This window comes from Paenibacillus sp. J31R98 (assembly GCF_056269245.1).
This window is the reverse complement of record NZ_JBWDNO010000005.1, coordinates 244,204-269,470: the sequence shown is the minus strand read 5'-3', so window position 1 is coordinate 269,470 and position 25,267 is coordinate 244,204. Positions and strand designations below refer to the sequence as shown.

At 55.2% G+C, this 25,267-nt stretch carries 25 protein-coding genes; 20 read left to right on the top strand and 5 right to left on the bottom strand.

All coding sequences use genetic code 11. From position 1 onward, the window contains the following. The first annotated feature begins 5 nt into the window (after window positions 1-5). The 7 genes from AC0YNX_RS19955 to AC0YNX_RS19925 all read left to right on the top strand — a co-directional run bounded on the left by AC0YNX_RS19955 (window position 6) and on the right by AC0YNX_RS19925 (window position 5,623). Entirely contained in the window at window positions 6-620 is a 615-nt protein-coding gene (locus AC0YNX_RS19955) for a carbohydrate-binding family 9-like protein (protein WP_475817456.1), read from the top strand. A 100-nt stretch (window positions 621-720) separates the two neighbouring features. Next, window positions 721-1,782, top strand: coding sequence for a dual-specificity RNA methyltransferase RlmN (rlmN, locus tag AC0YNX_RS19950; RefSeq protein ID WP_475817455.1), 1,062 nt, complete (start codon window positions 721-723; stop codon window positions 1,780-1,782). A 132-nt stretch (window positions 1,783-1,914) separates the two neighbouring features. After that, complete coding sequence (locus tag AC0YNX_RS19945) at window positions 1,915-2,739, top strand: AraC family transcriptional regulator (RefSeq protein WP_475817454.1); 825 nt, start codon at window positions 1,915-1,917, stop codon at window positions 2,737-2,739. A gap of 219 nt (window positions 2,740-2,958) precedes the next feature. Next, window positions 2,959-3,435, top strand: a complete 477-nt coding sequence (gene greA, locus AC0YNX_RS19940; protein WP_475817633.1) for a transcription elongation factor GreA — start codon at window positions 2,959-2,961, stop codon at window positions 3,433-3,435. Window positions 3,436-3,485: 50 nt separating this feature from the next. Next, entirely contained in the window at window positions 3,486-3,617 is a 132-nt protein-coding gene (locus AC0YNX_RS19935) for a hypothetical protein (protein WP_475817453.1), read from the top strand. A gap of 46 nt (window positions 3,618-3,663) precedes the next feature. After that, complete coding sequence (locus AC0YNX_RS19930) at window positions 3,664-3,990, top strand: hypothetical protein (protein ID WP_475817452.1); 327 nt, start codon at window positions 3,664-3,666, stop codon at window positions 3,988-3,990. Between the two features lie 172 nt (window positions 3,991-4,162). Beyond that, window positions 4,163-5,623, top strand: coding sequence for a DEAD/DEAH box helicase (locus AC0YNX_RS19925; RefSeq protein WP_475817451.1), 1,461 nt, complete (start codon window positions 4,163-4,165; stop codon window positions 5,621-5,623). On the opposite strand, the gene AC0YNX_RS19920 is transcribed toward AC0YNX_RS19925, so the two are convergent. Next, window positions 5,598-6,626 carry an NAD(P)/FAD-dependent oxidoreductase gene (locus AC0YNX_RS19920; protein ID WP_475817450.1) on the bottom strand — a complete coding sequence of 343 codons (1,029 nt, stop codon included), beginning with the start codon at window positions 6,624-6,626 and terminating at the stop codon, window positions 5,598-5,600. The genes AC0YNX_RS19925 and AC0YNX_RS19920 overlap by 26 nt on opposite strands. Window positions 6,627-6,942: 316 nt before the next feature. Here AC0YNX_RS19920 and AC0YNX_RS19915 point away from each other — a divergent pair, with 316 nt between their 5' ends. The 4 genes from AC0YNX_RS19915 (at window position 6,943) to AC0YNX_RS19900 (ending at window position 11,713) form a co-directional block, all read left to right on the top strand. Further along, the gene (locus AC0YNX_RS19915; protein ID WP_475817449.1) at window positions 6,943-7,785 is read left to right on the top strand and encodes an MBL fold metallo-hydrolase; all 843 of its coding nucleotides are present in this window, start codon (window positions 6,943-6,945) and stop codon (window positions 7,783-7,785) included. A 397-nt stretch (window positions 7,786-8,182) separates the two neighbouring features. Further along, complete coding sequence (locus AC0YNX_RS19910; RefSeq protein WP_475817448.1) at window positions 8,183-9,619, top strand: RtcB family protein; 1,437 nt, start codon at window positions 8,183-8,185, stop codon at window positions 9,617-9,619. A gap of 11 nt (window positions 9,620-9,630) precedes the next feature. Then, entirely contained in the window at window positions 9,631-10,917 is a 1,287-nt protein-coding gene (locus AC0YNX_RS19905) for an AAA family ATPase (protein WP_475817447.1), read from the top strand. Window positions 10,918-11,071: 154 nt separating this feature from the next. After that, window positions 11,072-11,713, top strand: a complete 642-nt coding sequence (locus AC0YNX_RS19900; RefSeq protein ID WP_475817446.1) for a YfbR-like 5'-deoxynucleotidase — start codon at window positions 11,072-11,074, stop codon at window positions 11,711-11,713. Between the two features lie 68 nt (window positions 11,714-11,781). On the opposite strand, the gene AC0YNX_RS19895 is transcribed toward AC0YNX_RS19900, so the two are convergent. Further along, complete coding sequence (locus AC0YNX_RS19895) at window positions 11,782-12,684, bottom strand: TetR/AcrR family transcriptional regulator (protein WP_475817445.1); 903 nt, start codon at window positions 12,682-12,684, stop codon at window positions 11,782-11,784. 142 nt (window positions 12,685-12,826) lie between these two features. Here AC0YNX_RS19895 and AC0YNX_RS19890 point away from each other — a divergent pair, with 142 nt between their 5' ends. The 3 genes from AC0YNX_RS19890 (at window position 12,827) to AC0YNX_RS19880 (ending at window position 16,763) form a co-directional block, all read left to right on the top strand. Further along, window positions 12,827-14,308, top strand: a complete 1,482-nt coding sequence (locus AC0YNX_RS19890; protein ID WP_475817444.1) for a DHA2 family efflux MFS transporter permease subunit — start codon at window positions 12,827-12,829, stop codon at window positions 14,306-14,308. A gap of 167 nt (window positions 14,309-14,475) precedes the next feature. Then, window positions 14,476-15,624: an SPFH domain-containing protein gene (locus AC0YNX_RS19885; protein ID WP_475817443.1), complete on the top strand. Its 1,149-nt coding sequence runs from the start codon at window positions 14,476-14,478 to the stop codon at window positions 15,622-15,624. Window positions 15,625-15,638: 14 nt separating this feature from the next. Continuing rightward, complete coding sequence (locus AC0YNX_RS19880; protein ID WP_475817442.1) at window positions 15,639-16,763, top strand: TFIIB-type zinc ribbon-containing protein; 1,125 nt, start codon at window positions 15,639-15,641, stop codon at window positions 16,761-16,763. A gap of 328 nt (window positions 16,764-17,091) precedes the next feature. Here the strand turns inward: AC0YNX_RS19880 and AC0YNX_RS19875 are convergent, their stop codons facing one another. Together AC0YNX_RS19875 and AC0YNX_RS19870 are read right to left on the bottom strand one after the other, a co-directional pair. Further along, window positions 17,092-17,925: a 1,4-dihydroxy-6-naphthoate synthase gene (locus tag AC0YNX_RS19875; RefSeq protein ID WP_475817441.1), complete on the bottom strand. Its 834-nt coding sequence runs from the start codon at window positions 17,923-17,925 to the stop codon at window positions 17,092-17,094. Then, the gene (locus AC0YNX_RS19870; protein WP_475817440.1) at window positions 17,922-18,623 is read right to left on the bottom strand and encodes a futalosine hydrolase; all 702 of its coding nucleotides are present in this window, start codon (window positions 18,621-18,623) and stop codon (window positions 17,922-17,924) included. The genes AC0YNX_RS19875 and AC0YNX_RS19870 overlap by 4 nt, the downstream gene beginning before the upstream one ends. A gap of 154 nt (window positions 18,624-18,777) precedes the next feature. Here AC0YNX_RS19870 and AC0YNX_RS19865 point away from each other — a divergent pair, with 154 nt between their 5' ends. The 3 genes from AC0YNX_RS19865 to AC0YNX_RS19855 all read left to right on the top strand — a co-directional run bounded on the left by AC0YNX_RS19865 (window position 18,778) and on the right by AC0YNX_RS19855 (window position 21,839). After that, complete coding sequence (locus AC0YNX_RS19865; RefSeq protein WP_475817439.1) at window positions 18,778-19,746, top strand: quinone oxidoreductase family protein; 969 nt, start codon at window positions 18,778-18,780, stop codon at window positions 19,744-19,746. Window positions 19,747-19,793: 47 nt separating this feature from the next. Beyond that, window positions 19,794-20,072, top strand: coding sequence for a hypothetical protein (locus tag AC0YNX_RS19860; RefSeq protein WP_475817438.1), 279 nt, complete (start codon window positions 19,794-19,796; stop codon window positions 20,070-20,072). Between the two features lie 183 nt (window positions 20,073-20,255). Then, a complete protein-coding gene (locus AC0YNX_RS19855) occupies window positions 20,256-21,839 on the top strand; it encodes a flavin monoamine oxidase family protein (protein ID WP_475817437.1) in 1,584 nt (527 codons plus the stop codon). A gap of 23 nt (window positions 21,840-21,862) precedes the next feature. Here the strand turns inward: AC0YNX_RS19855 and AC0YNX_RS19850 are convergent, their stop codons facing one another. Continuing rightward, window positions 21,863-21,985 (bottom strand): DUF4023 family protein, encoded by a 123-nt coding sequence (locus AC0YNX_RS19850; protein WP_475817436.1) that lies wholly within the window; start codon window positions 21,983-21,985, stop codon window positions 21,863-21,865. Between the two features lie 181 nt (window positions 21,986-22,166). Here AC0YNX_RS19850 and AC0YNX_RS19845 point away from each other — a divergent pair, with 181 nt between their 5' ends. From AC0YNX_RS19845 to AC0YNX_RS19835, 3 genes are all read left to right on the top strand, one after another. Continuing rightward, window positions 22,167-23,000: a sulfite exporter TauE/SafE family protein gene (locus tag AC0YNX_RS19845; RefSeq protein ID WP_475817435.1), complete on the top strand. Its 834-nt coding sequence runs from the start codon at window positions 22,167-22,169 to the stop codon at window positions 22,998-23,000. A gap of 53 nt (window positions 23,001-23,053) precedes the next feature. After that, complete coding sequence (locus AC0YNX_RS19840; RefSeq protein ID WP_475817434.1) at window positions 23,054-24,019, top strand: helix-turn-helix domain-containing protein; 966 nt, start codon at window positions 23,054-23,056, stop codon at window positions 24,017-24,019. Window positions 24,020-24,136: 117 nt separating this feature from the next. After that, window positions 24,137-25,267 carry a glycosyltransferase WbsX family protein gene (locus AC0YNX_RS19835; protein WP_475817433.1) on the top strand — a complete coding sequence of 377 codons (1,131 nt, stop codon included), beginning with the start codon at window positions 24,137-24,139 and terminating at the stop codon, window positions 25,265-25,267.

Below are 25,267 nucleotides of genomic sequence, written 5' to 3'. Positions count from 1 at the left end.
GAACGATGGCGGAAGTGGATAATCGTACAGCGGGAGTCTATGCATGCAAAGGATGGAGCGAGCAAGAGGGCTGGGACTCGCATGAGTGGGTGGAGCTCACAGATACGGTTAGCGGGAATGCGCCTGCGGAGCGGACGCGCGTGCGGTGCGGCTGGTCGGCTGAAGCGCTGCTGATACAATTTCACTGCGAAGATACGCATATTGTATCTGACTACACGCAGAAGGACGAACCGCTGTACAACCAGGATGTCGTGGAAGTATTTATTGATGAGCGGGGTGTCGGTACCGGCTACTTGGAGCTTGAAGTGAGCCCGCGGAATGTCGTCTTTGACGCGCGAATCGGCAATGTTGATAACCGTGCGGTCGATATTGACCTCGGCTGGAATTTCGATGGGCTGCAAACGTCGGTCAACCGATTGGATGATGGCGAACTGCTGTACGAAATCCGCATTCCGGCAAGCAATTTCGAGACTCAGCTGGAAGCGGGTCTTCGCTGGAAAGTGAACTTCTACCGCATTGACGAGAGCGTAGACGGTGTGCGCGAATATCAAGCATGGCAGCCTACGGGAGCCGTGCAGTTCCATATGCCGGGCAAGTTCGGTACGCTTTTATTCGTGTAAAGGGCATAGAGCTTGTGTTCGCCTTGAAATTTTGGGACAATACAAAGCAAAGAATGTTCACCGGGACGACTATGTTAAGGTGTTGAAAAGAGGATCTATCATGCATAAACCATCCATCTATGGATTCACGTTCGATCAGCTGACGAACTGGCTGGCGGAGCACGGACATAAGAAGTCGCGCGCGCTTCAAGTGTGGGATTGGCTGTATCGGAAGCGGGTGACGAGCTTCGGCGAGATGACGGATGTGAATCCGGTCTGCCTCGCGCTGCTGGAGGAGCATTATGATATTCAAACGCTGAGCGAGCATACGAAGCAGGAATCAGCGGACGGCACGATTAAATTTCTGCTGAAGCTGCCGGACGGCAACTTGATCGAAACGGTGCTGATGCGCCACAAGTTCGGCTTGTCCGTCTGTGTGACGACTCAGGTCGGCTGTAACATCGGCTGCAGCTTCTGCGCGAGCGGTCTGCTCGCGAAGAGCCGCGACCTGACGGCGGGCGAGATCGTCGGGCAAATTATGAAGGTGCAGCTGCATCTTGATGCGGCGGGTAATGAAGAGCGCGTCAGCCATATCGTAGTGATGGGCATTGGCGAGCCGTTCGACAACTTCGAGAATATGATTGATTTTCTCGATGTGGTTAAGGACCACAAGGGTCTCGCAATTGGGGCGCGGCATATTACGGTATCGACGAGCGGACTCGCGAACAAAATCCGCGAGTTCACCGACCGGAATGTCGGCGTGAACCTCGCCGTATCGCTGCATGCGCCGAACAATGAGCTGCGCACGCGCATTATGAAGATCAACCGGGCGATTCCGATCGAGCAACTGATGGAATCGATCGACTATTATCTTAGCAAGAACAAGCGCCGCGTGACGCTGGAGTATATTCTGCTGCGGGATGTGAACGATCAGAAGGAGCATGCGCTGGAGCTCGCCGAGTTGGTCGGCGACCGTCGCCAGCAGGTCAATGTGAACCTGATCCCGTACAATCCGGTCGATGAGCACAGCCAATACCAGCGCAGCGAGCAGGATTCGATCCGCGACTTCTACGATATATTGAAGAAGCAGAACGTCAGCGTCAGCGTGCGCCTTGAGCACGGAACTGATATTGACGCCGCGTGCGGACAGCTGCGGAGCAAACAGATCAAAGCTTCGGTATAAAGTGACATACGAACGAAGCGCATCCGAGATTCTCACCTTCGGATGCGCTTTTTTTATGAAGCAAGACCGCAAGGATTGTCAGGTTCAGCAGGAGGCGCCACTCTACAATGAGGATAAGAGGAGGTGATCCGGGTGAATGAAGAAGAGCGGTACGCGAACATTATCCGCGTGGCTGAATTCATTGAACAGCACTTGCAGGAGGAGCTTCAACTGGAGGAGCTGGCACGGCTGGCGGGGTACTCTCCGTTTCATTTTCACCGGCTGTTCTGCGCCTGTACGGGAGAGACGCTGTCCCATTATATCCGCGAGCGGCGGCTTGCTTATGCAGCGCAGCAGCTAAGAAGCACGGACGAATCCGGAACGCGAATCGGGTTCGACATTGGTTACGGCAGCCACGAGTCCTTCATCCGCTCGTTCCTGAAACGATTCGGTGAGCCTCCCCAATTATTCCGAAGGAGAGCGTGTACAATGAGAGAGCCGAAGATTGAAGTGCTTCCGGCTGCACATGTTGCAGGGGTAGTGTGCCAGACCGATACGTCGAAGGACCGTCATATTACAGGGGCATGGAAGGCGCTCAGCCGGCTATGGCCGCAGATTCCAAGCAAAGTAAGCGAGGAGCGGTGCTACGGGCTTGAGCTCTATGAGCCGCAAGCAGATGCGAGGAGCGGGCAGTTCACCTACGTGGCAGGCGTGCAAGTATCCGATCTGTCCGCCTTGCCTCAGGGCGTCTCCGGTTATACGGTCCCGGGCGGTAGATACGCGGTGTTCACGCATGTCGGTTCCACGGAGCTGCTTGGCGAGACATTCGGTTATATCTATGGCGAGTGGCTTCCAGCTTCCGGAGAGGCGCTGCGAGAGATGGACGGCACGCACAGCTTTGATTTTGAGTTCTACGGTCCCGACTTCCAAGAGGGGCGGGCGGACTCGGAGCTTCAAATTTACGTGCCGCTCAAGTAAATAGTTGAAGCAGATTCTGCCCTCTAGCAGGTCATATCCCCTCATGGTCAACACGGTTGGCCGGAGGGGATTTTTTTATACCGGAAGGGAGGAATAAGACGTAAAGCGTGCTGGGTAACCTCTTATAGGGCAACAGATTTTTGTCAACAATGACAAAGGTGAGCGAGCGAGACCAAAATCGGTTAAAATAGAAGGATCAACAGGAACGGGGCTGGAATGATGGCGAAAGAAGAAATGATCTTGACCAAGGACGGATATGATAAACTGCAGGAGGAGCTCGACGACCTCAAATACGTGAAGCGTAAGGAGCTCGCGGCTCGTATTAAGCTGGCAATCAGCTACGGCGACTTGAAGGAGAATAGCGAGTATCATTCCGCGAAGAACGATCAGTCGTTCATGGAAACTCGCATTATTATTTTGGAGAAAATGCTCGCAACGGCGCGCGTTGTGGAAGCTGATCCGAACATGGACAGGGTACAGATAGGTTCAACGGTCATTCTGCACGATGTTGAGTTCGATGAGAAGATCGAGTATCAAATCGTCGCTCCGGCTGAAGCTGACGTGGCAGAGAACAAAATTTCGTACGAAAGCCCGCTTGGCAAAGAGCTGCTCGGCAAAAAAATCGGGGTTTCCATCAACGTCAACGCTCCGATGGGCGTCATTGTGTACAAGCTGCTCGAAATCAAAGCGTTCTAATACGGCTTATTCAATAAGGCAGGCATCTTACGTTCCAGATAGGGAGCGGGATGTCTGTCTTTTTCTATGCAGAGGTATGTAGGCGCTTGCAGTTCCCTGGCATTCGTCCGAGCGCCAATCCCGTCAGCGAAGAAGAGGCGATGGCCTTCCGTGTCAAGCGTACAGGCCGCCGCTATATGTAGCGCATAGAATATGGTGTACTCCACAAGAGGAAGGAGTGATTCCTTAGTGAATTACCATCAAGCATTAGCAGGCGCAGGAATGGGACCTGGCAACAACGTAGCTGGCGCACAGACTGGCGGCGAGTTCTGTCCAGACTGTCCTACACAAACAATGTACGATCCACCGGTCACGATGTACGAGGATGTTTATCATCCGCAGCTGGTCAATGTCGTTCATGCCGTCAACGTTGTGAAGCAGCATCACTGCTGCCCTGTTTACAATCACTGTTACACGTACTCCGAGCAGGATGTTATGGCTAGAAGCAGAGGCAAAGCTCGGGTATCGAGTGCCAAACGCGCTAAGAAATCCGTTAAGAAACGTTCTAGAAAATAGTCCAGTATATGCGATAGCACGCCAAGTAGCTCGTAAGGCGGCTCCCTTTGCAGGGGGCTCGTCTCACGGGTTATTTGTGCGTGGATATGCGGCGTCAAATTGCTGTCCGCGGCTTCGAACCGCTATACTGGAATCAACGATGTTACTTTCGGGAAAAAGGGAGTTTTTATAGATGTCATCATCGAACACGAATAGCTTTCATACCTATCCGCTAAGCGAGGAGATTGTCCGGGCAATTGACAGTCTCGGATTCGCGGAGCCGACGCCTGTGCAGCGCGAGGTGATTCCGCAGGTGCTCGCGCAGCGGGATCTGACGGTTCGCGCGCAGACCGGGAGCGGGAAGACTGCGGCCTTCGGCATTCCGATCTGCGAGCTTGTTGCTTGGGAGGAAAATAAGCCGCAAGCGCTTATTCTGACGCCAACGCGGGAACTCGCCGGGCAGGTTAAGGAGGATATTATCAATATTGGCCGGTTCAAGCGGATAAAAGCGGTAGCGATCTACGGCAAGCAGCCGTTCACGCAGCAGAAGCTCGAGCTGAAGCAGAAGGTCCATGTCATCGCGGGAACGCCAGGGCGGGTGCTCGACCATATTCAGCGCGGCACGCTGCAGGTGGACAAGCTGCGTTATCTCGTCATCGACGAAGCGGATGAGATGCTGAGCCGCGGCTTTATCGAGCAGGTGGAAGCGATTATGGAGCAATTGCCTAGCGATAGGCTGACGCTGCTGTTCTCGGCTACGATGCCGCCGGACGTGGAGCGGCTGTGCCATGAGTACATGAACAGCCCTGTCGATATCGAGATCGAGGCGGAAGGAGGCGTGACGGTCGAGCGGATTACGCATACGCTCTATACCGTGCGGGAGCAGGAGAAGCTGGAGCTGCTACGAGCGGTCACAATTACGCGCAATCCGGATAGCTGCATTGTGTTCTGTCGTATGCAGGAGACAGTCGATCAGGTGGCGAGGCAGTTGAAGCGCTGGGGCTACCCGTGCGACAAGCTGCACGGGGGTATGGAGCAGGATGACCGGTTCAGTGTCATGCATGCATTCCGCAGGCGGGAGTTCCGCTACTTGGTAGCGACGGATCTCGCCGCGCGCGGCATTGATATTGAGAACATTACGCATGTCGTTAACTATGACCTGCCGATGGATAAAGAGAACTTCGTGCACCGCATCGGCCGGACAGGCCGTGCCGGCATGAGCGGCGAAGCGATCACGTTCGCCGTAATGCCGGGCGAGGAGCGGTATCTCGAGGAAATCGAACGCTATATCGGCTTTGAGCTGCCGCGTGCGGAGATGCCGACGGCGGAGGAGCAGACTCAGGCGCAGCGTGCGTTCGAGGCGAAGCTAAGCAAGGAGGAGGCGCCGCGTGTGGATCGGCGGGACTTGCTCAGCCAGGATATCACGAAGCTGTATTTTGGCGGCGGGAAGAAGAAGAAGCTGCGGGCCGTGGACTTCGTCGGGACGATCGCGAGGCTGGAGGGCGTTACCGCCGATGATATCGGCATTATCTCGATCGAAGATAGCGCCACCTTCGTCGACATTCTGAACGGCAAAGGGCAGCATGTCCTGCGGGCGATGAAGCAGACGACGATTAAGGGCAAGCTCCTCAAGGTGCATGTGGCGAATAAGTAGGAATCGTCGCCTGCGGATCGAGCAGCAGCTTGTGGATCCAGATCGCCGCCTGCGCGCCTTCGCCCATGGCGATGGACACCTGCTCGGCGTGAACAGCGACGTCCCCGGCCGCCCATACGCCGGGCACGCTCGTCATTTTGCTGCGCGGATCGGTCCAGATGTGACCGTTCTCGTGCAGGCTAGCGCCGAGCTGGCGGGCGAGCTGCGAGCGGACCTCGTTGCCGCCGTAGGCAAGGAAGGCTCGCTCGGCTTCGATAGCGGTGCCGTCAGCGAGCTGAACGCCTTGAAATCCGCCGGTGGAGATGTCGGCGGATACGGCGGAGACAGCCGCCTGGATGCGGCTGATGCCGGCGGCTTCAAGCTGCTCGCGCAGGCGGGCGCTCGTGGGCTGCCGACGCGGGCGGGCCGGGGCTTCCGCTTCGGCAGGGGGATCAGCATCGTCATCGGCTTGATCGATGTAGACGAGCTGCTCGGTCCATGCTCGCAGCGTGAGCGCCATGTTTGCGCCGACATCGCCGGCGCCTAGCACGACCGTGCGGCGGTCTTTCACTTCGTAGCCGTCGCAGTCGGGGCAGACGTAGACGGTCAGCCCGAGGCAAGGGCGCAGACCGGGATAGTCCGTGAACCGGTCCATGACGCCTGTGGCGATCAGCAGCGTCCGCGCGGTGTACGTGCTGGGAGCGTTACGGCTGTCGTTGTCGGTGCTGTTGCTGTTGCCGCCGCGAAGCTGGAAGTGCCCGTTCGCTGTGCGGGTCGCTTCTGTAATCGTGTCGCGGACGACGTCGATGCCGTATGCCGCGAGCTGCCGCATGCCGGCTTCGCGCAGCTCGGTACCGGACACGCCGTCCGGATAGCCGAGCAGATTGCGATAGCTGCGGCATATCGCGGATCGGCCGTCGCCTGCATCGATCACGAGTACCCGATGCGACGCATAGCGTCCGAGTTGAATGGCAGCCTGCAGCCCGGCAATGCCGCCGCCGATAATGATGCAGTCCATGAGCATGATGAATCTCCTTTGAGGTCGAAGTCTCGAAGTCGAGTTAATAATCTGGATTATTATTTTCCATATTGGGGCGTATCAGTCTCCGAAGCGGAGAATTGGACGTAAATCCGGCGAATTTGGCTCAAGAGCTAACGTGCACCAGAGTCGCTATTTGGCACAGATGGCTTGTTCCTGGAGTGTAACGGAACTCAGATGCGTTATTCCGATGATATGAGCCTCTTTGGGCTGGAAAAGCGGTGAATAGCGCCGCTGAGTTCCGTTAGCCAGGCGAGTGGACGTATAGTATCCGATGGAATTAGGAGGTATCAATCACCATATGATGAAGCTGCAAGACGGGCCGCTCACCTTGTTCGAGAGCGCGCTGTATAAGACAATGTCCGCTGTCGTGGAGACAGCTGATGCGGTTATTATTGTGGACCCGTGCTGGTTGCCGCAAGAGGTGGAGGAAATTCGGCAGTATGCGGATGGACTCGCTGGAGGAAGGCCGAAATATGTGCTTTTCACCCATTCCGATTACGATCACATCATCGGATACGGGGCTTTTCCGGACGCGACAGTCATTGCTTCGGCTGCCTTGGCGAACAAGCCGGAGGCTGACAAAGAGGCGATTCTTGAGCAAATTCGCGACTTCGAGCACGCGTATTACTTGGAGCGGGGCTATGAGATTGCCTATCCAGCTGTCACTCACCTCGCGGAAGCGGACGGGCAAGTTCTGGAGCTAGGGGGCAGCGGCGGCGGGGGAACGCGCCTGACGTTCTACCTTTCTCCGGGACACAACGACGATGGCATCTATACCATCATTGAACCTCTCGGGTTGCTTTTTGCCGGGGACTACTGGTCGGACCTCGAGTTCCCATACATCTACTTCAGCAGCACCCATTATGAGGCGAGCATCAGCAAGCTGGATACGATACTGGCGAAGCACGCCATTACGCGTCTAATTCCGGGACATGGCAATTCGACTACCGACCAGGGCGAGATGAAACGCAGACAACAGGCGGATTTTGCCTATATCGCGGCGATGCGCGCGGCGGTCCTAGCGGATGATCAAGCAGTAATTGACGGATTGATCGAGGGCTGCAAATTCCCGCGCAATATGCGCAAGTTCCACCGCGGCAACCAGACGCTATTCGAGCGTGAGCTGAAGGGCAGCGAGTAGTCTTTAATTGTTGCCACTGCCACATGTGATAACTATCCTTAATCCACGCGATAACTTTTTTCTATTTTTTGTATTGACATTCATTCCCTGGAGCCCTTATAGTAAACACTATCTTAAACAGGAAGGAGGCCGAATCGACATGACGGTCCATAACATTACTCAAGCGTCCCAACTTCATAAGCTGTTCATTGTCCATCGGCCTCTACGGGCCCAAGCAAAGGAAAGACAAGGATAACCGCACGTATTATGTATCCCGGCTGCCTGCAGCAGGAAGCACGGGCGGAACCTCATTTTTCACCGTTGCATGAAGACCGTAAGCGAATGGGCTTACGGTCTTTTTGTGTTTTCATTTATTTCAAAAATTATCCATTTTAACTTAAGGAGAACGAACACTTATATGAGTACCAATCACAATCATTCTTATTACCGGCGAATCGATCTGCCTGCGGGAGATCTGCACGTATTCGCCCATGATGACTTATTTCACGCCATGGGAGCCAAAGTGCTCGAGATGGCGAACAACAACCTGCAAATCCCGAACATCCGCTATATGAGCTATACTCCCGACGCACATGTCGGTGTAGGCACTTGTATCGGCACGACGGCTGTGTGGGGCATGGAGGACGGATTCGTGTCGCCTTCGATCGTCGGCAGCGATATCGGCTGCGGCATGCGGGTGCATCTGACGAACCTGCAGGAAGAGGACCTCCGGGATGTGAAGCTGCGCCGCAAGCTCGTGAAGGCGATCGAGAAACGTATCCCGGTCGAGAATCACGCGCGAGGCTACTTCTCCGACATTCGTCTCGAGGATGTCGTGCGCAAAGGGCTTCACGGCCTCCCCGGCAAATATGTGCCGGATTCGTACACGCCGAAGAAGGCAACCTCGCTCACCCACGTGGAATGCAGCCGCTTCCGCTTCGACGAGAGCGAGCTTGGTCGTCTGCCGGAGCAAGTCTTTCATCGCGCTCATCGGCAGCTGGGCACACTTGGGAACGGCAATCATTTTATTGAAATTCAAGCTTTGAAAATCCATGAGGATAATCGGCACATCGCCGACCAATGGGGTATCCGTGACGGGCAAGTGGCGGTGATGATTCACTCCGGCTCCCGCTCATGGGGCGGGTCGGTCAACCAGTACTGCGCGTCCCAAGTGGCGAAGACGATGAGTAAGCTGAAGCTCGGAACCGCTGACCCGAAGCTGGTCTACGCACCGCTCGGCAGCGAGGCAGGCCAGTCGTACATGAACTTGATGTACTCGGCGCTCAACTATGCAACGGTGAACAGGCATCTGATGGCTTTTGCCGTACGCGATGCGTTCAAAGAAACGTTCGGCTCAGTGGCAGAGATGAGCACGCTGTATGACCTGATGCACAACTATGCCTGCGAAGAGAGATTCGGCGAAGAAGAAGAGGCGCTGTTCATTCATCGCAAAGGAACAACGCGCGCGCTGCCCGCCGGTCATCCTGACAATCCGGCACCTTACCAAGCGACAGGCCATCCGGCGCTTATTCCCGGCTCGATGGGGACAGCATCGTATCTCATGGTCGGTGCGCCGGAAGGAGCGCGCAATTACCATTCCATCTGCCACGGCGCTGGCCGAGTCCGTTCGCGGAACGCGACGAAGCAGCTCGTCACAGTCGACGAGTTTGCCTCTTCCATGCGTATTGGGCAGGAGGATGAGGTGGTGCTCAACCACCGTGGGCTGGAGTCGCTAATCGACGAATCGCCGCAGGCTTACAAGGATGTAGACCAAATTATCGATAGCGTCGTGGAGGCGCGGCTCGCTTCTGTTGTCGCGAAGTGCCGTCCATTAGCGGCAGTCAAAGGGGTGTAAAGATGACCATAATGAGAGTAAAAAAAGCAGATCCGCCATTCATCGTAAGTGGTGGAGGAGCGCTTGCGGTAGATGAGTATTTTAACTATATTGCTGTCATTCGCGCGATTACTTCGTTTCTCACGGAACGCTTCGGCAGCGAGGCACGGCTCTATTACCAGGATGACGGCAATGAAGCGTGGAACGGACTGGAGGAGGATCTGCGCCGCGGCTATGAAGGCGTCGAGCATGCGGCATGCTTGTTCGACCTTGTGGAAACGAACGTGTTCGAGTATAGCGCGGACAATGATCCGAAGAAGAGCGGCTATACAATCAGACCGGCCGTTCGCAACAACTTGTTCATCTATACGAAGCACCGTGTGGCGTTCGCGAGAGTGCCTCGGGTGGTGCAGCATGGGCTTGGATATGAGGATTTGATTTTTGGCCAGACGGATGAGGGGCTGATCGCCTTCCTGCAGGAGATGCGGGAGAGGCAGCTGTCCGATCCGAAGGTGACCATATTCACCGATACGAGGGAGGGGCTGGAGCAGGAGCGCGAGTCCATCACGAAGTCTGTCAGCCGGAGCGATGTATTCATGGAGGAGGAGCTGAAGACGCAGATTTACCGCTCTGTCGATGAGTTCTTCTCCAAGGATCGCTCGTTCTTCCAGACGTATGGCATTCCGTACAAAAGGGGCATTCTCCTCTACGGTAAGCCCGGCAACGGCAAGACGACGCTGGTCAAATCGATCTCGTCGACGACAAGCGCTCCGGTGGCATACTGGCAAATTACCGAGTATACGAGCAGCGGCTCCATTCAGGAGGTATTCGCAGCTGCCGTTCAGATGGCTCCGATGGTGCTCGTTATCGAGGATATCGACTCCATGCCGGAATCATGCCGATCGTACTTCCTGAACACGCTCGACGGGGCAACGTCGAAGGAAGGCATCTACCTCATCGGTACGACGAACTATCCGGACAAAATCGACCCCGCACTCATGAACCGAGCCGGCCGCTTCGACCGTGCGTATGAAGTGAAGTCGCCGAACGAACAGATGCGACTTGATTACATGCTGCACAAAGGAATGGGTCGCCTCATCGGAGAGGATGGGCTGGAGCAGACGGCACGCCGGACGGAGGGCTTCACGCTCGCCCAGCTGAGCGAGCTGTATGCTTCCGCAGCTCTGCAGATGCATTACGAGAACGAGGTGAACCTCGAGCAGCTCATTGCCGAGATGAAGTCGGACTATGACAAAGGCCGCAGCCGGGAGTGGATGACGGATGGACAGTCGAAGAAGCTTGGTTTTGTGCTGGGCTAGGATGACTTTGGTGCCGAGAGAGGAAAAACCCTCTCTCATATGCTCACTATCATTTCACTTTTTACGAAACACAGCATTACAGTTAATCCTGCCTTCACAGGTTGCCCGTACACTAAAGATGTGCCGTACGAATCCAACTAGAGGAGGCAATAACATGGGCATTCATATGTATTTTCGATCACTGAACGAACTGGAACGAATCATTCGCTGCCCGGGCAAATTCAAGTTTGAAGAACATAGCGTTGCCGCACATTCTTGGAAGGTTGTCCAATACGCGAAGACGCTTGCGGATATTGAAGAGAAGAACGGCGCAATCATCAATTGGAAGAAGCTATACGAGATTACGAGCAGCCACGATTATGGCGAAATCTTCATTGGGGATATCAAGACGCCGGTCAAGCACGCTTCGCCGCAGCTTCGTCTGCTGATCCAGCAGGTGGAGGAAGGGATGGTTCACAAGTTTATTGAGGAGCATATCCCGGATGAATACAAGCAGATCTTCCACAATCAACTGCGCGAGGGCAAGGATGATTCCATTGAGGGTCTAATTCTTGAAGTCGCTGATAAGATGGATCAAGTTTACGAGGCGTTCGCCGAGCTTCAGCGGGGAAACACAGAGAAAGAGTTTGTGAAGATGTACCGCGATGCGCTGATCAAAATCAAACATATCAAACTGCACTGCGTCGACTATTTCTTGACCAGCATCCTGCCGGATATGATCAACGATGAGATTACGTCGCCAATTGATATTAAGCGAATTACCGAGGAGGCATTGGCGCATGACACGAATGCCTAATCGTCAGTGGAACAAGCAAGCCCAGGCTGACCCGAGCCTGGGCTTGCTGCTGTTTGATGAGCATAGCGTCATGTAAGCAATTTCGTGCGTTTGGACTCGTAGAGTCTCTCAAGCTGCGAGGCAATGGCGGCCAATTCATGCTGCGATTGCAGCAGGCCGATCAAGGCACGGACGAGAACCATCCGCGGCCGCTCGTCGGCAGCTTCCTCTTGCAGCAGATGGGCAGCTTCATGCAGCTCGGCTCTGCGGGCGTTCGTCACTTGGAGCTCCTGAATGCTGGTCATAAGCTTGGTCAGCGTCGCATGCAGCTGCTCGCCGGCCGGCACACGACAGCCACGCATGCCGCTTGCGACGAACTGCGACATGATTTCTTCATCCAGAATCGGCACGTGCTCCGACTTTCTAATGCCTGCGACCATCTCGTCCATGCGGTCGACGACGAAATTCGCCATCCGGTCATAATCGAACGGGCTGCTGATGAGCGTGGTCATAATCATATATTCCTTGAGAATGCCGGTGTACAGCGCGATGAGATCCCACTTGTTCTTCTCGATCTCCGGTCCGTATACAGTCATCATCAGCTCTGCAAAATTAACGAGCATTTGCGAGCGCATCTGTTGAAGAAATTTGGAGAAGTCGCCATCCTCGTTCATGGGCAGTTCATAAAAGTCTTTTATGCTGTACTTAAATTCCAGGAAAAATTCAAATTGCCGATGCGTCTGCAGCACGAATCTCTCTCTCGGCGACAATGTCGGATTCGACCTTATCCGCTCAGACTCCTCGAACATCGCCTGCGTGCGATGACGATACACTTCAACGAGCAATTCCTCTTTAGAAGTAAAAAATTTATATAATGACCCTTTGGCAATGCCACAGTCGTTCGCGATATCTTGGATGGAAGTGGCCGCGTAGCCTTTTTGCGAGAAGATGTGCATGGCCGATCCGATGATTTTCTCTTTGAGCAAGCTCATGGTAGTTCCCCTCTTCAAAAAAATGATTGACAACCGACTATCTTTTGATGAGAATATTGTATGTCATGACTGATGAGTTTTCAATAAAAACCTTCGGTCATGGAAATAAAGAGAAGAATTTTCATGGAGAGAAGGTAGAAAGATGTCTCAACAAGCAGCAGCGACATCATCATCCGAGTTCTCGATCAAGAGCATCATTGCTCCGCTCTTGGCCGTTATTGTCGGTATGATTATGGTTATTCTAGACAGCACAGTCGTTAACGTAGCGCTGGCGAAATTCCAAACGGAGTTCGACGCGACGATCAACACGGTGCAATGGACGTTCACAGGCTACACGCTCGCATTATCGGCGGTAATCCCACTGGCCGGTTGGATGACCGATAAGTTCGGGTCCAAACGGATATTCCTTATTACAATCGCGCTATTCACGATCGGTTCCGTTCTTTGCGGAGCGGCACAATCGGTTGAACAGCTTATTATCTTCCGCGTCATCCAAGGTCTTGGCGGCGGTATGGTTATGCCAATCGGTATGGCAATTATTTTCCGTCTTGCTCCTATGGAGAAGCGTGGCTCAATTATGGGTATGCTAGGCATACCGATGCTGCTTGCACCAGCGCTTGGTCCGATTCTGTCGGGCTGGCTTATTGAAGCCGTATCATGGCACTGGATTTTCTTGATCAACCTTCCTATCGGTATTGTTGGTCTAATCGTAGGCTCGAAGTATCTGCCAAACTGGGAGTCCAATAAAGCGCCTGCTCTGGACATCATCGGGATGATCCTGGCGCCAATCGCATTCGCATCCCTCGCTTACGGCGTAAGCGAAGGCGGCCGTGTAGGCTGGGGAGAATCGAACACGCTGTGGGCCCTAATTGGCGGCGGCATCGCGCTGTTGCTCTTCATCATCGTCGAGATGCGCCACAAGCAACCGCTGCTTGAGCTGCGCGTATTCCGTTCGTCTGACTTTACACGCGGTACGCTGCTTGTATGGATCGTTCAAATCGCCCTGTTCGGCGCAATGATTCTGATGCCGGTCTTCCTGCAAAGCATCCGTCACTACACGCCGCTGGAAACAGGCATAATCATGCTTCCGCAAGCGATTGGATCGATGATCTTCATGCCTATCGGCGGTCGCCTGTTTGATAAGATCGGCGCGCGTCCGCTGGCTCTTGTCGGCTTGGTGCTCGTTGGCGGAGCAATGTTCCTATTGCATAACATCAGCTTGGATACGAAGCTAATCATGATCCTTATCCCACTCTTCATGATCGGCTGTGGTATGGGTCTATCGATGATGTCCTTGAATACGCACGTATTGAACTCAGCGCCGCGTCACCTTGTGACACGCGTTACGCCGCTTACGACTGCGGCACAGCAAGTTGTTACTTCGTTCGCAGTAGCTGGCTTGACTGGCTACATGACAACACGTACGGCTGATCATATGACGACGCTGGGCGCGAACGGCAATCCGCTGGATGCTGCAGTTAGTGCGTACAGCGACACGTTCTTGCTATCGTTCAGTCTGGTTCTGTTCGGTATCCTGTTCAGTCTGTTCCTTCGCAAGCCGAAGCCGCAGAAGGAAACTCCGGGTGCAGAGTCAGTCGATCCAGCTATGATGATGGGTCACTAATTGCTGGTTGATTTAGAGGTTGAGTAGAAGGGTTTCTCTTCTGCTCAACCTTTTTTATTGCATGCCGAAACCAACGAGCTATCCCCCTCGTATTTTTTACCGTATAATCTTAGTTGAAAAAATTAACCAATATTTCCATATGCGAATTGCGATAGGAGGCGGGAAGAGTGGGACTGTTTTCCTTCTTGAAAGGCCAGTTTATTGAAGTTATTGAATGGGTGGAAGATACGGATTCGATTGTTTATCGTTTCCCTGCCTACGACAACGCGATTAAGATGGGGGCACAGCTGACGGTGCGCGAAGGTCAGGCCGCCATCTTCTTGAATGAGGGTACAATTTGCGACGTGTTCGGGCCGGGCAGATACGAGCTGAGCACGCAAAATATGCCCGTACTGACGGCTCTCAAAGCATGGAAGCATGCCTTCAATTCTCCGTTCAAAGCGGATGTGTACTTTGTGAATACGACGACGATTACCGATCAGAAATGGGGAACGACGAACCCCATCATCATGCGTGATAAAGAGATTGGCGTTATTCGCGCCCGCGGCTTCGGCAACTATTCGTTCCGGGTGACGGACCCTGCTGTATTCATGAAAGGCATCTTCGGAGCGAAGCAGGAGTTCCATCCGGAGCAAATCGGCGGCTTCTTCAAGACGATGATCGTATCGGGCGTGAGCGATCTGCTAGCGGAATCATCCGTGTCCGTTATTGACCTGGCTGCACAGTACGATGAGCTAAGCGCGCAAGCGGCTGCCAAGCTGCAGCCGAATTTCACGGCGATCGGGTTAGAGCTGACAGCGCTCGTCATCGAGAATATCTCGCTTCCTCCGGAAGTAGAGACGATGATTGACCGCAGATCGTCGATGAACATTGCGGGCAATCTGGATCAATATGTGAAGTTTCAATCTGCCGAGGCGATTCGTGAAGCTGCGCAGCACGGAGGCGACGGATTGGCTGGCGCGGGAGTCGGACTCGGAGCGGGGCTAGCGATGGGGCAGCTGTTCAGCCAGTCAATTGCTGGCGGGACACAGCCGGGCGGCGAAGCGGAAGCGAAAGCAACGGAGCAGGCGGCAAAAGCGGCACAAACGGCAAATACGGCAAAAGAAGCGGTTCCTGCTGGTCAGGAGCAAGGCGGAGGTTCTGCGCCAACTGAGCCAACTGAGCCATGCGGAGGTTGCGGCCATCCGCTGGGGGAGAAGGACAAATTCTGCTCCGACTGCGGCACTGCTCGTCCGGAGCGCAGCTTCTGTTCGGAATGCGGCACCGCTCAGCGGGCTGGCTCGAAGTTCTGCACCAGCTGCGGCACTAAAATGTAAAGGGTGATTCGATCATGGCCACCAATGAGTCCTTGAAGGCAGATGACCAATCGACGACCTTTCCATGCGCTTCGTGCGGCGGTCAGATGAAGTTCGATGTGGACAGCCAATCGTTAAAATGCGTATATTGCGGCAGTGAAGCGCAAATAAACAGTGATGCGCAGCAGGAGCCGGCTGAGTATGTTCTCGATTTCAACGATGAGCAGAATCGCTCCTTGATGGATTGGGGCATGGAGCAGCAGCTTATTAAGTGCGGCAATTGCAGCGGCGAAATGCTGCTGCCTGCCAATCAGACGGCAGCCATCTGCGCTTTCTGCGGATCGCCTAAGGTGCTGGCACAAGGGGAGCAAGGCAGTATCCGTCCGGAGTCGGTTATTCCTTTTCAAATTACGAAGGATGTTGCAGAGGATGCTTTCAACGTCTGGCGGAAGAAGCGATGGTTCATTCCTGGCGCATTCAAGAAGGCGTCCTTGAGCTCGAACCTGAGCGGGGTCTATGTGCCGTACTGGACGTTTGATTCAGATACCTATTCCACTTATACGGTAGAGATCGGCACTCATCACTACCGGACAGAGACGCGTACAAGAACGGTGAACGGCAAGACGGAGACGTACACGGAGCAGGTGCGGTACACGGTATGGCACTGGAGCAGCGGCGATTACAGCAAGGCATTCGATGATGTGCTCATTCCTGCCTCGGGGCAGTATGATAGCAAGCTTCTGCGGAAAATGAATGATTTTCAGCTCGGTGATTTGCTGCCGTATAAGCCGGAATATCTTAGCGGGTTTATTGCGGAGAGGTACACGGTCTCCTTGAAAGAAGGCTGGGAGCAGGCGGATGAGGCGATGTCGGCGGCGTTGCGAGGCGAGATTCGAGGTCAGATTCACGGGGACGAAGTCCGCAATCTGAGTGTGGATACGACGTATTCCAACCAAACTTACAAGCATATTCTGCTGCCGCTGTGGAATGCGAACTATATGTACAAGGGCAAGTCGTATCGGTATATGGTGAACGGAGAGAGCGGAGAAGTCATTGGACGCGTGCCGCGAAGCCCGTGGAAGATTACGTTGTTTGTACTGTTCTGGGTCGCGGTAGTGGTGACGATTACGATACTGGTGATGAACGGACAGTCTGCTTAGAGGGTTTGTAGCTCTCAACTCTCAACTCTCGCGAGCCGCGTGCGGATGCTTTTAACGGAATACAGATGCCTTATTTGGCTCAAATGGCTCATTTCTTGAGTGTAACGGTACTCAGTAGCGCTATTCCGACGAAATCAACCTCTTTCCGGCTGCAAAAGTTGCGAATAACGCTTCTGGAGTCCGTTACAGTTTTTAAAATGATAAATATGGCCCTATAAGGTGTTTACGTTCCGTTAGCCGGATGGGCATGTATATAGGTGATACTAATATAAAAAGCACAACCGCGATTGGACTGGAGTCCAGCGTCGGTTGTGCTTTTTATATATTCTTATCGGCGCAGCTTGGCGAGGTCGAATTCGGGGACGAGCCCTTCCTTCGCGGCGCGTCCGAGCAGCGCTTCGACGGCTGCATAGCCGCTCTCGCCGAGGTTCGCGGAGAACTCGTTCACGTAGAGCGCAATATGCTGCTTCTGCACGTCTGGCGACATCTCTTGAGCGTGATCCATGACATAACCTTTGGACACTTCAGGATGCTCCCACGCGTATTCGACAGATTCGCGAATCCAGGTCGTGAGCGACTCAATGTCCAGCGAGCGGCGGGCGATGATGGCGCCGAGCGGAATCGGCAGGCCGGTATCGGATTCCCACCAGCTGCCGAGGTCGGCGAGCATGGTCAGGCCGTAATTCTGGTAGGTGAAACGTGCCTCGTGAATAACAAGTCCGGCGTCAATGGAGCCTTCCTTGACCGCAGGCATAATTTCGTGGAACGGCATGACGATGATTTCCATCTGACCGCCAGGCACTTGCTGCGCCGCCCAGAGGCGGAACAGCAGGTAAGCAGTCGAGCGCTCGCTTGGAACAGCGACGCGTTTGCCAGCAAGAGAAGCGGCCGAAGCTGCTCCGTCCTTCGTTAAGACGAGCGGACCGCAGCCGCGTCCGAGAGCGCCGCCGCATGGCAGCAGAGCGTAATCGTCGAGCACCCACGGGAGCGCGGCGTAGGAAATCTTCATGACTTCCGGGCCTGTCCGGTTCGCAGCGAGATTGTTGGTGATGTCGATATCTGCATAGGTGACGTCAAACTCCGGCGCACCTGGAATAAGCCCATGAACCAGGGCGTGGAAGACGAATGTATCATTCGGGCAAGGCGAGAACGCAATATTCATGATGAGAGCACCTCCGTCAATAATGTACTAGCTTGTTCGAGTGCGCGCAGCGCATCGCCGATGCGCCACGCGTCGCGGTCACGCGGGCCGACCGCGTTCGAGATCGCGCGCAGCTCCAGCACGGGAAGCCCCGCGTGCTGCGCCGCTGTGGCGACGCCGAAGCCTTCCATCGCTTCGGCGGTCGCGCCGGGCACGCGCCGCTCATGCTCTGCGGCGGTAGCGGCGGTGCCCGTCGCCGTTGTAACCGTGAGCACAGGACCCGTGCTCACGGTCAGGCCGGTTGCGCCGCCGAGCTTCGCCGCTAGCGCGCTCGCGAGGCGGCCGTCGGCCGCAATCCGGGATGAGCCGAAGCCGAGCTCATCCACGCTGGCAAAGCCATCCGGGGTCTCGACCCCGAGATCGGCGGCAATGATGTCGGTCGCGACGACGAGCGACCCGATGGGCGCGCGACCAGGGAAGCCGCCCGCGATGCCGGCGCTGATTACGAGGCGATACGGTCCAGTTCCAGTTCCAGCCGCGGCAGCAAGCTTCGCCGCAGTACCCGCTGCGGCAGCCGCCGGGCCTACGCCAGCGGCGACGACGTCGAACAGGTCGTCGCCTCGCAGGCCGCGCAGCACGGCGTCCCGCTCCGCATCGACAGCGGTCACAATCAGCACGCGTCCATTCACGGCTGCTTCTTGCGTTTCTATCTCACTCACTTGCTTGTCCTCCTTTGTCCAAACGAATCCAGCATAAACAATTACTTTTATTGTACTCCCCTCCCCTATCAAGTTCAAATGAAGGCTCTCGCGCTTGAGCCGAGCCGCCCATAGGAGTAAGCTAGGAGGGTAATGATAATGATGAGGTGACAGAATGAAAGCTTTAGTTTTCCATACATTTGGCGGTCCAGAGGTGCTGGCTCTGCAAGAGATCCCAGATCCGCCGCTCGCGCCAGGCACAGTGAAGGTGCGAACTCGGGCAGTCGGCCTGAACTACGCGGATATTTACCGCCGCCGCGGCAATTACCATCTGGTAGGACAGCCGCCATACATACTCGGATACGAAGGCGCAGGCGAAATCGTCGAGGTTGCGCCAGATGTATCGGACTTCCAAGTCGGCGACCGGATCGGCTTCGCGGATGTGCCGCATGCCAATGCCGAGTTCGTCATTGTGCCGGCGGACCGCGCCATTAAGCTGCCGGAGGGCATCAGCTATGAGGCTGCCGCTTCCGTGCTGCTGCAAGGCTTAACCGCGCACTACTTAGTGAACGATAGCTATAAGGTGCAAGCAGGAGATACGGTGCTTGTTCATGCCGCCGCGGGCGGCGTAGGCCAGCTGCTCATTCAGCTGTGCAAGGCCAAAGGTGCTCGAGTCATCGGCTTGACATCAAGCCCGGCGAAGCGCGATGCGGCACTGGCTGTCGGTGCCGACGAAGTGTTCCTCTACGAGAGCGACTGGGTGAGCAGCGTCCTGGCATGGTCGCAGCAGGCTGGAGGCGTCGATGTCGCCTACGATTCCGTAGGCTCAACGCTGATGGACAGCTTCAAGGCGGTGCGCATCCGCGGCACGGTCGTCTTCTTCGGCATGGCGGGCGGTGATCCGCAGCCTGTCGATCCTCGCATGCTGATGGATACGAGCAAGACGCTGACCGGCGGCGATCTGTGGAACCATGTGACGACCGCCGAGGAACGGAGCCGTCGCGCCGGTTCGCTTTTTGCAGACATGCAAGGGGGTCGTTTGAAGCTGTCTAATCCTAAGACTTTCCCGCTTGCGGGCGGGGCGGAGGCGCATCGTTACTTGGAGAGCCGGGCGAGCACAGGCAAAATTTTGCTAATTCCGTAAGTGTGCTACAATAAAACCTACAAAACGTACATTGGAGTTGAGTTTTAATGAGCGAACAGATCAACATGCAAGAGCTTGTCGCGTTCATCGCAGACAAGACGAAGGCTGCTCCGGCCAGCATCGAGCAAGTGCTGAAGCATGAGCAGACATTTATCAACAACGCGCCGGAAGATAAGAACGGCGAAGTGAGCATCGACAGCGACGAGCTCGTCGACTACATCCTTAGCCGTCCGGGCCTCAAGCTGGACGAGCCGACCGTCGAGGGAATTCTCGATGCGGAGATGGATTACCTGATGGACAAGGGTATCGCAGGCTACGAGGATTAATAGCACGGATTAATAGCTCGAACACCATAAAGAAGCATGTCTCTTCGAAGGCCGAAGAGCAGCTTCTTTTTTTACGCGCTGTTGCACGGATGCCGTTCCTCTTAACGCTCAGCAAGCACATACATGAAGTAGTAGATTGCTAGAGAAGCGTAGCGTAGAAGCTAGAGGAGGAACGTGTTGAATATGCCGCATACAGCGTTAGCCACATGGTTCAAAGAGATATATAAAGAAGCCGTTACCGCGCAATCGGCAGGTGGGGAGGATTGGCACTGGCGGGCTCCGCATCCGCTTGCGTCGCGGCCTTCGAGACCAGGAGCACCAGCACCTCAATCCGGGGAGGACCCTGCATCAAACATCGCTGCATCCAATGCGCCGCGAATCGCCATCGTCGGGGCAGGTCTTGCAGGACTCACCTGCGCGTACCGGCTGAAACAGGCGGGGATTGCCTCGACGGTCTTTGAAGCGGATCATCGGCGGATTAGCGGACGCTGCGATTCGAGAAGAGGAGCCTTCGACGAGGGGCAAGTGATTGAACGCGGCGGCATGCTGATCGACACGGGCCATTACGCGCTGCGTAACCTAATTGATGAGCTCGGCTTGAAGACTACGGATCTCATTGCGTCGGAGTTGGCTGGCACCGAGCCTTTTTATTATTTTGATGGACAGCCTTATACGCTAGCTGAAGCTGCCGCTGATTTCAAACTAGTTATTCCCAAGCTGAATGCGGATGTGCAGCAAGCAGGCTTCCCGGCCATGTACAGCCAGTATACGCAGCGGGCGCTTGAGCTGGACCGGATGTCCGTTATTGACTGGATTGAAGAAAGTGTCCCTGGCGGCATGAAGTCGAAGCTTGGGAAGCTGATTGATATTGCCTGCAACACGGAATATGGAGCCGAGTCTGAAGAGCAGAGCGCGCTGAACTTCATATACTTGCACGAGCAAATGGGCGAGGACGATAAATTCTCGATCTTCGGCATATCGGATGAGCGGTATCAGGTCAAAGGCGGGAATGACCAGATTGTGCACCGGCTGGTGGACAGGCTTGCACCCGGCAATATCCGCAGAGGCACTCGGCTAATCGCGATTGCGGAGCAGCCGAATGGGACCTATCAGCTTACCTTTCAAGATCGGGGAGGAGCGTATGCAATCGAGGCGGATGAGGTCGTACTGACACTGCCGTTCTCTATTCTGCGCAGCTCGGTTGACTATAGCAAGGCGGGCTTTCGACTATTGAAGACGGCTGCGATTGAAGAGCTTGGCATGGGGGCAAACAGCAAGCTGCATCTGCAATTCAAGGAGCGGTATTGGGAAAAGCTCGGCAATAATGGGGATACAATTTCGGATACCGGATATCAAAATACATTCGATGTGACAAGGGGCCAGCTTGGCAATTCGGGCATTCTTGTCCAATATACGGGAGGTCATATTGCGGAAGGGACGAATCTGGGCTCGCCGATGGAGCGGGCGCAGCGGTTTCTTCAGCAGCTCGAGCCCTTGCTGCCGGGCATTACCGCACAGTGGAACGGGAAGGCAACACGCGATTATTGGGTGCATAATCCGTTCTCGCTCGGTTCCTATTCGTATCGCAAGATCGGACAGTTTACGAAATTCGCCGGCATCGAAGGGGAGTCCGAGGGCCAGAGAGGGAATTGCCATTTTGCCGGAGAGCATACGTCGGTGGTCTATCAGGGGTATATGAACGGAGCGGTCGAGAGCGGCGAGCAGGCTGCGGAGCGGATTATAAAAGGCGCCAGCCGATCTTCTTAAGATCGTGCTGACGCCTTCTTTTTCTATTTGTTCGTACTGTGCTGCTTATTCGAGAGCTGTTTCGCCGGGGCTTTGGCTTTCTTATTATGCTCTGCCTTCGACTGCGTCTCATTCAGCTTGTTTACAAAATCACTCGTTTGATCCAAGCGGCTGTCCCTCCTTCGCTATTAGCGCTTGTTAGTGTGCCCCTGCTAGCGGCAAACATGCAGCTTCGAGCAGTTGATCCGGCTGCAGTTAAGGTATAATACAAGTAGCTGTTCACTTGAAATTGAACTTGAAATCAAACATGAACTTGAACTTGCCTAATAGAAAAGAGGTTCACTCTCCGTGCATCCAGACTCCTTCATATGGGACTTGCCCACGATGCTCGTCCTGTTCGCGCTTGGCTTAGTCGCATCCACCTTCGGCGCAATCGTCGGACTTGGCGGCGGCGTTATTATTGTCCCGGCGCTGCTGCTTCTCGGTCCGTCCATGCTTGGTATGGACGTCGATACGACGCTCGCGGTCGGCGTCTCCCTTGGCGTGCTTGTGTTCACGTCATTGTCGTCAACGCTGACCTTCATGCGAGAGGGCAAGACGGACCTGCGCAGTGCGCTGTTCTTCGCCATCTCTAGCGGGCCAATGTCGATGGTGGGGGCGAGCTTGACGTCGCTCTTCAATCCAGACACCTTCCGCAGGGCATTCGGCGTATTTATGCTGCTGATGGTCGTACTTCTGCTGCTGCGTAGCCGGATCAAGCCGTATCGGGGGCAATGGCGCTATATCCGCACTTACACAGACGCGAGCGGGGCGACTCAGCATTACGGCTATAACGCACTGCCTGCGCTGCTGATTGGCGGCGTGGTCGGCCTCGTTGCCGGCTTGCTCGGCATCGGAGGAGGCGTGCTGCTCATTCCAGCAATGCTGCTGCTATTCAGCTTCCCGCCGCATATTGCGACAGCGACCTCGATGGCGGTGATCTTCATCTCGGCACTGCTTGGCAGCGCCGTCCATCTGTACCGCGGAGAGTGGGACTGGATGCTCGTCCTGTCGCTAGCACCCGGCGCGCTCGCGGGCGGCTGGCTCGGCGCGATTATTTCGCGAAGGATCGGCAGCGTGCTCCTCGTGCGGATCATGTGCGTCGCACTGCTCTTCTTTGCTTGCCGCATGATTATTACATAGCTGACTTGGGGTAGACCTTATCTATTTCTCTTGTGACAGGAGGCTTGCGCTTCATGGCTTCTACAATCGGTGTAAGCTTGCTGCAATTGGCGCCGTATGTGCGCTATGTGCACTACAACGAGGGCTACGAGCACTACCGCGTACCGCGCCGAGTGATTTATGACTATGAATTTATATATATCACTCGCGGCAGTGCGCTCTTCACGCTTGGCGATGAGGAGTTTCTGCTGCGGGCAGGCGATCTGCATGTTATCCCTCCGTTCACAGTGAATGCATGCCGGGTGCCGCAGGGTGGCTCATTCTCCTATTACGCCTGCCACTTCGATCCGCTCTATATGGGCGAGGAGCAGGATTTCTCCGACGAAATCTATGTCGGCGTCGACTACGCGAACCTACCCGAAGTGCCGGTGCAGGAAGAACTGCTGGAGCGGCCGGTGCTGCGCTTCACCGACTTCGAGCTGCCGCCATACGTACATTGCAGCGCGGCGCATCGTGTTGCTGGGCGATTCGCTGACTTGCTCGCCCTGTTCAGTGAGAGGCCGTTCGGCTACCAGGCGAGAATGCGCGCCTGCCTGCTCGATATTATCGGTCTGCTGCTCGAAGAGACGCATACGGCAGAAGGGATCAAACAGGATAGCCCTCATAAAGCGATGATTGCGGAGATGATCGGGCTCATGCGGCACGGTGGAGGCAGCGGTAGCGGTGGCGGTGGCGGTGGTGTAGACGGTGACCAAACCGCCGAGATTGATATCGAAGGCATCGCCCGCAGCTATGGCATGACGACCAAGTATGCACGGACGCTGTTTAAACAAGCGACGGGGCTGTCTTTGGCACGTTATCAGGCAACGCTTCGGATGGAGCGGGCGAAGGAGCTGCTGCGCCTTGGCGGATTGTCTATCGCCGAGGTGGCCGCCGAGTGCGGTTATGACGACCTCCACTACTTCAGCCGCCTCTTCAAGAAGCTTGAGGGGATGCCACCGAGGGCTTACGGCGACTCGCTGCGCGGCACTCCGCTGTAGATCTTTTCGCCATTTGTGCAAAAAGATGCGCCTATGCTCCAAATACACCGCCAGCCTGCCTGATGTAGGATGAACCTAGTGGAACGAAACGACAATTCGCTGGGAGGTTATCAGCCGATGAGCAAGAGGTATGAAGCGGCGGTTTATTATTTTCCGAATTATCACGTTGATCCGAGGAACGAAGCTTGGCACGGCAAAGCATGGACGGAGTGGGAGCTGACGAAGCTTGCAACGCCGCGGTTCGAGGGACATGAGCAGCCAAAGGTGCCGTTATGGGGCTATGAGGATGAAGCTGATCCTGCTGTTATGGCTCGCAAAATAGATGCAGCCGCTGACCACGGCATCGACGCTTTCATATTTGACTGGTATTGGTATGAGGATGGTCCGTATTTGGATCGCGCGCTTGAGAAGGGGTTTCTTGAGGCATCGAACAGTGATCGCTTGAAGTTCTCGCTCATGTGGGCGAACCATGATTGGATTGACATTCATCCGGCACAGCGGAGCAAGCCGCTTAATGTGCTGGCTGAAGGCATTGTTAGCAGGGCGGCGTTCACGCAGGCGACGGATCATATGATTCGGACGTATTTCGGCCGCTCGAACTACTGGCGCGTGGACGGCAAGCTGTACTTCTCGGTGTATGAAATGATGAGCCTCGTCAAAGGGCTTGACGGCATCGATAAGACGAAGGAAGCGCTGGATGATTTCCGCGATCGCGTGCGCGCAGCAGGTCTTGGCGAACTCCATCTGAACGCAGTCGTATGGGGCGTGCAAATTCTTCCCGGCGAGGAGCGGATCTCGAATCCGGCCGAGATGATTACGGCGCTCGGCATTGACAGCGTATCCTCGTACGTCTGGATTCACCATCAGGAGCTGCCAGTATTTCCTGAGACGCCTTATGCCGAGATTGCAGAGAAGTCGGCGGGCGACTGGGAGAAATTCAGCGCTGCCTACGGCGTGCCGTACCTCCCGAATGTAACGATGGGCTGGGATTCCTCGCCGCGCACGATACAGTCCGACGTCTATGAGAATCTCGGCTATCCGCATATGGCCATGTTGTCAGGCAACACGCCGGAGCGGTTCCAACAGTCGCTCCAGCAGATGAGAGCTTTTCTGGACCGTGACATCAATGGCTTCAAGGCATTCACGATTAACGCTTGGAATGAGTGGACCGAAGGCAGCTACTTGGAGCCGGATACGAAGCATGGCATGGCTTATTTAGAGGCGGTTAAGCGTGTGTTTGGCGGTTAG

Bases quoted from the DNA above. Each gene is read 5' to 3' on its own strand.
- AC0YNX_RS19955 (WP_475817456.1), top strand. From the start codon at position 6: ATGGCGGAAGTGGATAATCGTACAGCGGGAGTCTATGCATGCAAAGGA.
- rlmN (WP_475817455.1), top strand. From the start codon at position 721: ATGCATAAACCATCCATCTATGGATTCACGTTCGATCAGCTGACGAAC.
- greA (WP_475817633.1), top strand. From the start codon at position 2,959: ATGGCGAAAGAAGAAATGATCTTGACCAAGGACGGATATGATAAACTG.
- AC0YNX_RS19935 (WP_475817453.1), top strand. From the start codon at position 3,486: ATGTCTGTCTTTTTCTATGCAGAGGTATGTAGGCGCTTGCAGTTCCCT.
- AC0YNX_RS19925 (WP_475817451.1), top strand. From the start codon at position 4,163: ATGTCATCATCGAACACGAATAGCTTTCATACCTATCCGCTAAGCGAG.
- AC0YNX_RS19920 (WP_475817450.1), bottom strand. From the start codon at position 6,626: ATGCTCATGGACTGCATCATTATCGGCGGCGGCATTGCCGGGCTGCAG.
- AC0YNX_RS19915 (WP_475817449.1), top strand. From the start codon at position 6,943: ATGATGAAGCTGCAAGACGGGCCGCTCACCTTGTTCGAGAGCGCGCTG.
- AC0YNX_RS19910 (WP_475817448.1), top strand. From the start codon at position 8,183: ATGAGTACCAATCACAATCATTCTTATTACCGGCGAATCGATCTGCCT.
- AC0YNX_RS19905 (WP_475817447.1), top strand. From the start codon at position 9,631: ATGAGAGTAAAAAAAGCAGATCCGCCATTCATCGTAAGTGGTGGAGGA.
- AC0YNX_RS19900 (WP_475817446.1), top strand. From the start codon at position 11,072: ATGGGCATTCATATGTATTTTCGATCACTGAACGAACTGGAACGAATC.
- AC0YNX_RS19895 (WP_475817445.1), bottom strand. From the start codon at position 12,684: ATGAGCTTGCTCAAAGAGAAAATCATCGGATCGGCCATGCACATCTTC.
- AC0YNX_RS19890 (WP_475817444.1), top strand. From the start codon at position 12,827: ATGTCTCAACAAGCAGCAGCGACATCATCATCCGAGTTCTCGATCAAG.
- AC0YNX_RS19880 (WP_475817442.1), top strand. From the start codon at position 15,639: ATGGCCACCAATGAGTCCTTGAAGGCAGATGACCAATCGACGACCTTT.
- AC0YNX_RS19875 (WP_475817441.1), bottom strand. From the start codon at position 17,925: ATGAATATTGCGTTCTCGCCTTGCCCGAATGATACATTCGTCTTCCAC.
- AC0YNX_RS19865 (WP_475817439.1), top strand. From the start codon at position 18,778: ATGAAAGCTTTAGTTTTCCATACATTTGGCGGTCCAGAGGTGCTGGCT.
- AC0YNX_RS19860 (WP_475817438.1), top strand. From the start codon at position 19,794: ATGAGCGAACAGATCAACATGCAAGAGCTTGTCGCGTTCATCGCAGAC.
- AC0YNX_RS19855 (WP_475817437.1), top strand. From the start codon at position 20,256: ATGCCGCATACAGCGTTAGCCACATGGTTCAAAGAGATATATAAAGAA.
- AC0YNX_RS19840 (WP_475817434.1), top strand. From the start codon at position 23,054: ATGGCTTCTACAATCGGTGTAAGCTTGCTGCAATTGGCGCCGTATGTG.
- AC0YNX_RS19835 (WP_475817433.1), top strand. From the start codon at position 24,137: ATGAGCAAGAGGTATGAAGCGGCGGTTTATTATTTTCCGAATTATCAC.